The organism is Vibrio owensii CAIM 1854 = LMG 25443 (assembly GCF_000817815.1).
GTDB classification, from domain to species: domain Bacteria; phylum Pseudomonadota; class Gammaproteobacteria; order Enterobacterales; family Vibrionaceae; genus Vibrio; species Vibrio owensii.
The window spans coordinates 176364-186787 of sequence record NZ_JPRD01000015.1 but is presented as its reverse complement, the minus strand read 5'-3'; the positions used below and the strand labels follow the sequence as shown (position 1 = coordinate 186787).

Annotated in this window: 8 protein-coding genes; all 8 read right to left on the bottom strand. The window is 43.1% G+C overall.

Going from position 1 to position 10424, the window contains the following annotated elements; translation table 11 throughout:
• Positions 1-4: 4 nt before the first annotated feature.
• A complete protein-coding gene (locus H735_RS09520; protein WP_020194401.1) occupies positions 5-1300 on the bottom strand; it encodes a hypothetical protein in 1296 nt (431 codons plus the stop codon).
• 11 nt (positions 1301-1311) lie between these two features.
• Positions 1312-2004: a TraE/TraK family type IV conjugative transfer system protein gene (locus tag H735_RS09515; RefSeq protein WP_020194400.1), complete on the bottom strand. Its 693-nt coding sequence runs from the start codon at positions 2002-2004 to the stop codon at positions 1312-1314.
• A gap of 12 nt (positions 2005-2016) precedes the next feature.
• Positions 2017-2337, bottom strand: coding sequence for a type IV conjugative transfer system protein TraL (locus tag H735_RS32085; protein WP_020194399.1), 321 nt, complete (start codon positions 2335-2337; stop codon positions 2017-2019).
• Between the two features lie 100 nt (positions 2338-2437).
• The gene (locus tag H735_RS09505) at positions 2438-2833 is read right to left on the bottom strand and encodes a hypothetical protein (protein WP_020194398.1); all 396 of its coding nucleotides are present in this window, start codon (positions 2831-2833) and stop codon (positions 2438-2440) included.
• A gap of 427 nt (positions 2834-3260) precedes the next feature.
• Positions 3261-3911, bottom strand: coding sequence for an IncC plasmid conjugative DNA transfer DtrJ family protein (locus tag H735_RS09500; protein WP_020194397.1), 651 nt, complete (start codon positions 3909-3911; stop codon positions 3261-3263).
• Positions 3912-5888, bottom strand: a complete 1977-nt coding sequence (gene traD, locus H735_RS09495; protein ID WP_020194396.1) for a conjugative transfer system coupling protein TraD — start codon at positions 5886-5888, stop codon at positions 3912-3914.
• 3 nt (positions 5889-5891) lie between these two features.
• Positions 5892-9470, bottom strand: a complete 3579-nt coding sequence (locus tag H735_RS09490; RefSeq protein WP_020194395.1) for a TraI domain-containing protein — start codon at positions 9468-9470, stop codon at positions 5892-5894.
• 15 nt (positions 9471-9485) lie between these two features.
• A complete protein-coding gene (locus H735_RS09485) occupies positions 9486-10361 on the bottom strand; it encodes a hypothetical protein (protein ID WP_020194394.1) in 876 nt (291 codons plus the stop codon).
• Positions 10362-10424: the final 63 nt, after the last annotated feature.

Sequence of the window (10424 nt, the reverse complement as noted above, 5' to 3'; positions counted from 1 at the left end):
CCACTTAGTTAGTCACGGATGGACGTTTACGAGTAATTGCTTTCAGATGCTTTTTACTGTAGAGCTTGTCTCGTAGTACATAAATCTCAGTGCTTTGACCTGGTTGAAGATGCGAACGACGGAAAGTTGCTGCGGCCAGCACTCCTGGAGAGATGCAGTAGTCGTCTTCAACAGAGCGCACTCCGTTTAGATCATTTGTAACCTTGACGATATCGATAATTTCTTTACTAGACTCAAGCTGCTGTACAGTCTGATGGTACATTACCAGTTTCGTACTATCACATGGGTATAGGTCTTTCTCTGGAACTTGATTTTGAAGCCTCAGTGAGAAACCCTGAGGGATATCTTCTTTCGCAACTATAGTTAAGAGATCGATAATTCGGTCTGAGTATGGATCTGTATTGGTACGAAGCTTACTTTCGCCTTGTTCTAGTTGTTCTTCAATCTCTGCTAACTCTGCGGCTGCTTTGGCTTCTTTAGCTTTTGCATCAGCAATGATTCTTGAGCGTTTCTGCTTCATTTCTTTAGTCAGAAGCACATCAACTTGAGCGATTACCTGTGGTACGTTAGCAGGAAGAAGTAGGACGTTAACCATGGTTTCAGGCATACCTTCTTCGCCCACCAGCAAACCAATTGGTTCGCCGGCAACAGAAGGAGTGATATACATGTATCCGCCATCCTTAAGGATAGGCGTCCTCATATCTGAGGTAACAACTTCGAGTTTATTAAAATTGAAGCCAATACGGTTTGACTGAGCAACACCAACAGCAATTGTAACTGGTTCACCCGGTGCCGCCATCAACTCAACCTTTGGCTTGAATATTTCTAACGCCTTATCTACTACTGCGTTGCTTGCTTGCTGTTCAGCGCTGATAATAGGCTGTTGATATGATTGTTGTGGCGCAGAGTACTGCGGATAAGCATTCAGAGTATTACCCTGACTGTCCGCTTGAGCGATCAAAGAATTGCCTTTTTGTGTAACAGTTTTCTGTGAGCTTGTTTGATGCCCTTGACCATTAACCGTGCCTTGCATGGCTTGCAAACGACCTTGTTGATCAACAGAAGGCATTTGCCCGTCCATGATTGCTTTGTTGGCAAGGGGTAGGTTGCTTGCTGTAGCTTTTAAGATTTCATCATCCAACGCTTTCTTTTCAGCCGCAGTTAGTTTTCGCTTTGCATCTTGACCTTGCTGCAAGGACTCACTGAACTGAGAAGGAAGATAATTTTGTTCAGCTAGAGCCACATTTGCGGTTACAGCTGAAAGAGCAAAAGCGACTATGCTTAACTTAAACGATTTCATTATTATTCACCTTATCCTTGCGTAGCTTGTTCTGTTGATTGCTCTGCTACTGGTAATTCTTTCTGGAGTTCTTTGGCACGACGTTTTTTCTGAGGTGCGCCTGCATACTGTTTAAGGTGAGTAATAACAGGTGAACCAACGCCGTTAGTGTCTATACGAACTTCAAATGTCCACATTTCTGAAACCGATCGGCCAGTACGGATAGATGTTGTTTCTTTCTCACCAGTTACCCAAACAACTTTGGTTACTGGGTCGATTGCTACATCTTTAACAGAGAACTTTTCTTCGACTTTTCGAATTTTCAAGCGAGCTAGCTGAGCTGTCATTTGCTCCTTTACTTCATCCCAGTTCTTGGCTGGGATCATGCGCTGCATTGTTTGAAGCACGATATCCATGCGGGAAGGGGAAATATTACCGATCATCTCAGCAACAAACATTGCCCACATCGATTGGTATGATTCACTTACCTGATTGCCACGCATTGATATTTGTTCTGTAAATGTTGGCGGCGTAACAATCGAGGTTACTTCTTTTTTGGCTACCAGACTAACAAGCCAGATATTTGCGACTGCCATAACTACTACGGCAATACCCATGTGACCGCCCATGCTGATCGTTTTGTTGTAAGTCTTAAGAACCTTCGATTGTGAGAAAATTTTTTTTCTTAATGCTGGAATGTCTAATAGTGATTTTTTATCGCTCATAACGGTTCCTAGTTACTGATAAAATCTGCGTTTAATGGGGTCAGGAAAATATTTGGTGACTTTGGCTGGTATAAAACCCTGGTACCACAAGTAGTGATAGAGATACCCGGGTGGAAAATTCTTGCTCAACTTCATGTTGACTATGGTGATTGCGCCTCCAACTAGTACCGAATAGTTAGTCTGGCCGATGGCGGTTCCTATTAGACCGAACAACACTAAGGGTGCTATCTCTTTGAGGTTAAGAGGGCCTACCATTTGGGGTTCATTGACTCGGTAAGGAACGATGTTCTGATTTGCTTGCAGTGTGTACTGCTGTGTTGGAGGTTGCGACATAATTCATGATTCCTAACTAAAAAGTAAGGTGTACAACTTTCAGATCACACAATCTTGTCGGTTGTACACCCTGGGTTACTGCATTAAATCAAAATAGACATTAAAGCCCTGGAGCTGGAACAGCTGGTAGCTTCGCCATCACTGCAGGTAGAAGGTCGTAAGATGCAGTTAATGAACCGTCGATGATGTCAGAAACGTTTGCTAGAACCAGTAGACTCACGACACACATTACAAATGCAATACCGTTTACGTTTACGAGACCAAAGTAGATACCACCTAGAATCATACAGATCATCAAGATGCGGCCAGCGTTACCAGTAGCAAGTGCTTGTAGTTCATCCCAGATGTCAGATAGAGAGTCATCAAGGTCTGAACCACCAGATGATGCAAATGCCATGCGAACAGCGAAGATAGCAACTGTTGCGACAAGCATGAGGATCATTGTGCGCACTTGCTCTTTAGTCATGTTGAAGTTGTTTTCGAAAAACGTTGCCATTTCTTGGCTCCTTTCATTTACAGTTTGATTTTTGAGATATTCCATTCTTCACAACGCAAGAGAGTGGCACAACGCAAGCATTACACTGTTAACGCAAAATGAGTAAAGTCTGTGTGCTGTTCCAATATCTATTCGTGTTTAGAAATCGTTTTAAACGCCAATACCGTTGCGGTATCTTTGCGGCGTGATTTTGCATACCCGAACCTAGATTAACTTGCGTTCTGATTTAGGCATTGGAGCCATAGGTCATTACAAAGATAATTTAGGTCTGACCGAGACCTAACTATGGTGTGTTTAGGTCTTGGATCAAGGGTTTGAGTATGCGTTCCAGATCATTATAAAAAATGCGTCGTAATAAACAACTCTTTTTTAGATCAGAACGCAAATTTTCTGTTCCGTTCTTTAGATCAGGGTTATTCCTTGTTATCTAGAATGCTTTCGTAATATGAGACGTAATTTGCTTCAACGCAAATCCGCTTAATAAAACTGCCGCAGGCGGATAATAAGGACCGAAATTCGACGAGTATGGTAGAAACATATAAACGTTAACCATAAACAGTAGAAACGCGAATGATTTTAACCAGATCACCTGACGCTTACCCGAGCTCATACCAAACTCGTACATTTTGATTTCTCGAACTTTATAACCCTCAAAAACCATCGCCGCGACTATTGGGGCAAGAGTAAGAGCCCAATACTGCATTAATGACCATCTAAATAGGCATTGGTAAAGTAACAGCTCAAGCTTATCCCCTAGATCAGAAAGCTTGGCCGATGCCCATCTGATTTGTTTCCATTTTGAGGTTTTCTCTTCCACATAAGAGTGGCTTTCTACGGTTTTCTCCGGAATATATTTCTGTGCGAGTTGGTAATATAACTGGGAGCGCTTAACTATTTTATTGCCGTCTTGTTCTCCAACGAATTCAACAGTGTCAGCTATCTCAGTATTCAACGTTACTGCGTAACGGTCCAATTTCATGAAGAAAACCACATATAAAACAGCCACCAAAACAAGAGTTAGTACTGCCCGATGTTTTAGGGTGTGGGTCTGGTCCCTTTGTTTGCTCCAATCTAACATTTAAGCCGCCTTTCTTATCTTGTTTGCTCTTTTCATCATACGAGCTGCTTTTTTGGCATATTTATTACGGTTCTTCTCTGGCTTACCGTCTACCAAAATAGGTACGCGCCCCTTGATCTTTTGGCCGTTCTGGAGTCTGGCGATATATTGCAAGTTTGGCATATCACCTTGCGCTTCTGCTGGGAACATGTCTTTTTCGACTTTATCGATAGTCTCCGTTCTACCGTTGGCAGCGTCCCCCATCATGTCATCGGTGGTGCCAGCTCTATCCTGCAGCGCATACGTTATTTTCGTTACATCTACGGTACCAAAGTTCGATGCAATATACTCCTTGGTAACCTTATCTGACACCCTAAGAGCAAACATGTTAGAGGCCAGACCTAGTATCCTGTCTGCTGTAGCCTGATCAGCTTTCGCAATAAGGTCATTTACGGTTTGGGTACTCAAATATACCTCAAATTTTGCACCCCTACCGACTGCTAAAATGTCAATCAGCTTCTCATTGAGCGCAGCGTGAGCCTCATCTACGAATAAACTAACTCGACGACCTTCACCTTCCTCATTCGAGTAGCGTCGTGACGCTGCTGCAGCGACAGCCGAGATGATCAGCTTAGCGATAGCACCGGCAATCTGTGAGTCGGCCATTGAGTTAAGCGCGATATACAGACAACCACCAGATTCAAGCATTTCCTGCAGATTTACTGTGTGAGCGGTATTTTCTTCGTCACTCAGTAGACTCTTAGTATTTGGAGACAACAATACATCAAGAGGTGAAGCTGTTAATTGGTCGAACAATGGTTCTGTTGATGCCAACATCTTGCTTCGGTGACCTTTATCATGTGTTACGAAGGACACGATACCTTCAACAGCTTTAACACGCTGTTCGTCAGCAATTTTGTTAGGATCTTTGTAGTATTCAATTAGCGCAGCAAGACTCCCGTTCTCGTCACCCTGAATAGGGGACTTCATCTTGTTACGTTCTAATTGGTACAGGTCTTCACTACCGAAGTGATGAGCAAAAAACTTATCTAGAACCTTCTGTGCAAGCTCTACTTCTCGGAAACGTAAGTATTGGCTTACGTTAATTAACTGAGCCGGAATTGCTACATAGTGCATTGCCTGCACGACCTGGTTGATAGCCCCCCATGTAAACTGTACGAATGGGTCATTTGGATCGCCGCCATTAACATCGAGAATTCGAGAAGGAATATCCGTAATCTTTTCGTAATCACGCAACACATCGATTCGAACTGACTTTGAAGGGTGAGCTGTAGAAAAGTAGTAGAAAGGGACACCCATGATACGGCATTCTTCTCGCATCCGCTTTTCCCAATCAGTATCCGGTTTGGGGTCTATGATCAGATTAAAGTTACCGCGGTTAAGCGTTCCGGTAGAGAGTAGGTTAAGCAAAGTCGTCTTACCTGTGCCCGGCAGCCCAAGTATGATCGTGTGGGCATAGAAAGCGGAGGCCATAGCGTAGAATTCTTTCTCTTCGCCAATGCCGTGAATATACGGCTTACCACCAAGTAGTTCTGTTTCCTTCTTTGCTTTACGCTTAAACACATAAGGAAGGTTGAGCTCGTTCATTGTCGTAGACATTGATGAAATACGCCAATAATCTGAAGCGTGTTCTGCTCCCCATTCAAAAGCTTTACCCAAGAAAACTGGGACTTCCTTTTCATCGAGATCTTCATCTAGGACATGTTTTAACGTTTTTTTCCTGATCTTATTGATATCTTCAAAGTAAAAGTAGTTGTTTACCAGCTTCATTTTGCTTTTGATGCGAGGGTATGACTTTCGCATCCAGTTTAGGCCCATAGCCATAGATAGTGCCGAAACAAGGAAAGGAGCGCTTCCAACAACCGCGCCACTTGCCATCGCTGTAAAGACACCTGCTCCAAGATATCCAGATCCAATATAGAACTCATGCTCTGGCCTGAATAGGTCGGCAGTAGAGTTCATGTCTCTCATATTCATAGGTTAATCACCTTGCTTAATTTCTAAAGTGCAAATATCGTTGACCTGAAGCTTACTCCATAGAGTCTTAACCACCAGCTGAGTTTGCTCTGGTTTCATCTTAGGACAGGCGTTGCTATTCATTTTGTGCTCAAGGAATTCGGTTGAAGCTTGTACGAAATCCTCTAAGCTCACATCAAGAGCCTCTGCCCCAGGGACAAATGGAATAACTACGCCGTTCTGAATTCCTTTCACTAGGACCGTGCAAGCGCCCATTTCTGTTTTCTGCTCACTCTGGAACATTGACATGATGTCAGCTTTGTTCAGTTGAATCTGATATGACAGAGTTTCTGTTGTTACAGCAACTGTTGATTGTGACGTCAACTCGTACACATCCACATACTCGGTTTCTTCTTCCAGCTCAGATAATGTAAGGTTTCCGTCCTCACCCATGAAGTCCACTCCTTGCTCCGAGGGAGAATCCTTCTGTACTAGGCTCTGATCAATGCAATGAACCGAAAACTCATCTGGTACGTCTGAATAATGGGGCATTTCATATTCTCCTTCTTCTCCACGCCAGTCATCACCATAAGCCTCAAGCGGGATATCATCGAACTTAGGCGGCTCATTGTCATTCTCAGTAATCTCTGCCGAAGGTGAGCCATTACTGATACTCACTTGTGACTGCGTATCCTGCGGTCTAACATTGTTTAGCGGTTTTTGTTCGTTATCTAAAGCCTGTTCTTCTACTCGATCAAACAATGGCTCAGTTTTAATTTGAACCTTCCGTCCTTTCATACCTAAGAACAGTTTTTCTGCTTTAAGTTGGTCAACGGTAACGCCCAGTTCCTTAAGTTTGCCTGAGGTAAGCAATATATTAGGGATAAGACCAGACTTTAGCATTTCCATGTTCTCAGGTTTATCTTTACCCCATGCCAGCAAAGCCGTTTTACATGTTGATGACATCTCAGGTTCCAAATTGGCTTGAGATTTGTTATCTACCTTTTTAGAAGGTTCTATTTGAGACTTTTTAAATGGCTCAACCTGAACAGACGGATCTTCTTCTAGAGTGACGACCTGGTTTTCCTCGGTTATATCTGAGTTCACAGTCGAGTTTGGTGCATCTACTTCATTAGACTTAAGTGCGGATTCCTGCTTTGCTGTAGTATTTTCAAGCAGTACTTTTACAAGATCAATAAATGACTGTTTAAGTACAACGGTTCGGTCATTCTTGCGAGCAACGTGCATACCATTTGAAGCCCAATCGTCAGCATCAAACTCTTTAGCTTTGTCCACAAAGAAGGGAGCCTGGAATAGAACAACAGGTATTCTTCCCGAAATAACTGCCTCAGCATTCTTTTCGCTTATACGTGCCCATTCAGCATATGCAGAGATGAGTTGTTCTGAGTAAGGAACGTCACCGGCACCAGTTTCTTTGCCGGGATTATCGAATAAGGTATCCTTCGATACGTGTGTTTTGATTTCGCCAGAACCTTTAAGAACAGTAGGTGGCTCATCAATCATCTCAGCTGTAACCTTAGGCGCGTGTTGTTGATGTAAGCGACTTAGCCGTCGTTTAGGCTTAGCTGATTGTTCCTGGTCTCCGCTAGTAGGTTTGGATGGAGCGACATTGTCCTTAGAAGGTTTTGAACCACCATTTGACTCTGCATTACCACCACTGACCTTCTCTTTGGCATTCTCAGACGCTTTACCACCATTCTCGGCATCTTTACTGCCTTTGGCTTCAGAATGCTTCTTAGATGGTTTACCGCCAGTTTTTGATTTAACCTTACCATCATCATCCAATTCTACTTCTTGGGACTTGCCGGCAATAGACTTGATACGCTCACCGTTTACCTCTACTTCCTCAGGTTCTACGACATTATGAGATACGATATTCCACTTATTCTCAGCATCAAGCATGACCGCGATATCGCCTTTATGCGATTTGTGTTTCTTCTCTGATACCTTGCTTTGGTCTTCAACGTATTCCTGGCATTCGGACTCACTGAAGAACTCAATAGCTTTCTGCTCGGATATATAAACAATCGCAGTAATAGCATCTGGGATCTTGTCGTTACCAAACAGTAGAGTGGGGTGCTCCAGCATGACTGCTGTAAACGAACCTCCATCTGGCTCATAGGTGCGAGAGTTCTTTTTGTTCGTATTGAACTTAGTCTTCAGAATCTTAACGATTGAACGGTCTTCATTTGCTCGCTTGATGTAAGCGGCGCTTTCCAGAAACTTCAGGATTTCATTAGGAGTATAATTACCCATGAAAGCCCCCTCGACTGGAGATTCCCGCAACTCACGTTGGATCATGTTAAGACCTTCAGGGTATCGAATGAATATCGAACCACCGATGTTAAATACATGCTTAAGGAAAGTTTGCTCTTTACGCATACGGTGTAGTTGCTCGATATACACTTCAGCTACAGAACGGCGACGGTCTTTAAGGTGGAATGTACTACGTGCCTTAGTGAAGCTACGGTACACTGAAAGCTGTTCTGCTTGTTTCAGGGAACTCTCGAGATAGTGATGGCCTGATTTACCACTTAAGATTGACGTAATCTGTTCCCACAAACCGAATCCAGCATCTGGTGAACTCGTTATAAAATGAATTGCCTCTGGAGTTAGGATTCGCTCCAGCATTACGCTAGCCATACCCTCATGTCTTTTGAAACGTCCAGAACCATCTACATAACGGGTAGTAGGATTCATATCTACGAAGTAACGCTCACATTCCTGCTCCTTCAAAAACTGATTTAAGGTCGTTAGTGAAGGGTTCCACCTAACTGTCGAACCGTCAGTCTTTATGCCGTGTACATTCATATCAGTAATTGACTTACCAACATCATGTAGAAGACCAATCACAAACGCAGCGTATTGCCAAGGACCTCGACGTTGAGCTTCAATGTCGTTAAGGCCTATAGCTTCGATATCTTGCGACTTAGCAAATTGAAACGACATGTCCGCAACCTCAAGAGAGTGCTTCAGTAAACCACCCGGCCAATTATGGTGATGTGACTCTGACGCAGGAAGTTGACCAACCTGATCAGCAAAGTTGAATATTACTTGTCGGTAAAGAGTGTCGAAATTGTAGATTTTATCTCGTTCTACTTTACGGATAGTTTCACCCAACCCAGGTAGAGGCATCTCTGTTCGACGCCATTCTTTTGCCAATACTATTTCTTTTGTCTTAGATACTGGTTTGTCATTTTTCTTAGCACCGATGCGGACTATTTTTTTCAATGCTCCTAATAGCCCAATACCACTCTGGCTATTCAGAGTGGTATTAGGTTTTCCTGTTAGAGCGTTATGTAATTCCCGGTGCGATAATTGACGTTGTTGCTTACCTGCCGCGGCGTTACTCGCTAACCATCTTTGTTGACGCTTCTCGAGTTCCTGATCTTCTGGGCTTCCTGCTGTAGCTCTTAAAGCCTTTAGATACTTTTGCATTTCATCAGTATCCATTACATCAAGACAGCTTTTCGACTCAATACCTACACGCTCTATTGTACGCTCGTGTAGGTGATCATCTGACAGGGTCAATTCATCATTCACATTCGGGTTAAACACATTTACGTCAATTCGTTTATTCATTAACGAAGTTCACTCTTAGTTCGTTACTTCTTCTTCCGACTCGTGATCAATCTGTTTACGGTAATTGTTTAGGATTGTATTGAATTGGGATACATCGAAAGGCTTTTTGTTGTTGCGTCGATTTGTGCGCTTCATTTTCGAAATGTAGTCTAGCACTCTGAAGGTGTTAGACACGAAGCGTGTGATTTCTCGGTTATAATTATCTACCTGCTCCATATCAACACCACACAGACCAACTCGCTCGATCTTAGCGCAGGTTTTATCTGCATCTTCAATAATTGAAATGTAACCCCAGAAGTATGCGTGCATAAATGAAACCGAAAACTCACCAGCTGTTCCTGCTTCTGTACTTTCAAATCTGCGTTTTAAATCTGAGTTATTCTCAAGAAGCATATCTATCTCAGTATTGATATCTGAGAGAAAAGCGTCTGCGTTCTTCTTAACTTCAGCATGGAAACCTTCGATTAACTTACGCGTCTCGGGATCACGATTTGATAACTGCATCATTGGTACATGTTGCGCTGCTGCACCAGCCCATACTGAAATGTTCTTTTGAAGCAGGCTAATCATTGCTGTCGATTCAACTTTGAGTGTGTGCTTGATTGTTGGGAATTCTCGCTTACGGCCGTCATCCACACGACGACTTCGCTTTGCAAACTTATCACCAAGACGACGACTTGCGTTATTGCTGTTTCTTACTCGTGTTGCTTGTTTTGATTCTGATGTCGTGGACGACTTAGATGCCTGTACTTTTTTCGAGGCTTTCTCTTCAGGTTTTGAATCCTCCGCATTAGACGGAGCGATTGTATTGTCAACGGCTCCTGGTGCCATGTTTTCTGATGAAGTTTGTTCTTGTGCTGCTACTTCTGCAGTTGAACTATCCAAGCTCATAGTTATCTCCAAGACAAGTTAGGGTTTAATTTACGTTTCAATGTAATCTGATCACGCTTTAAC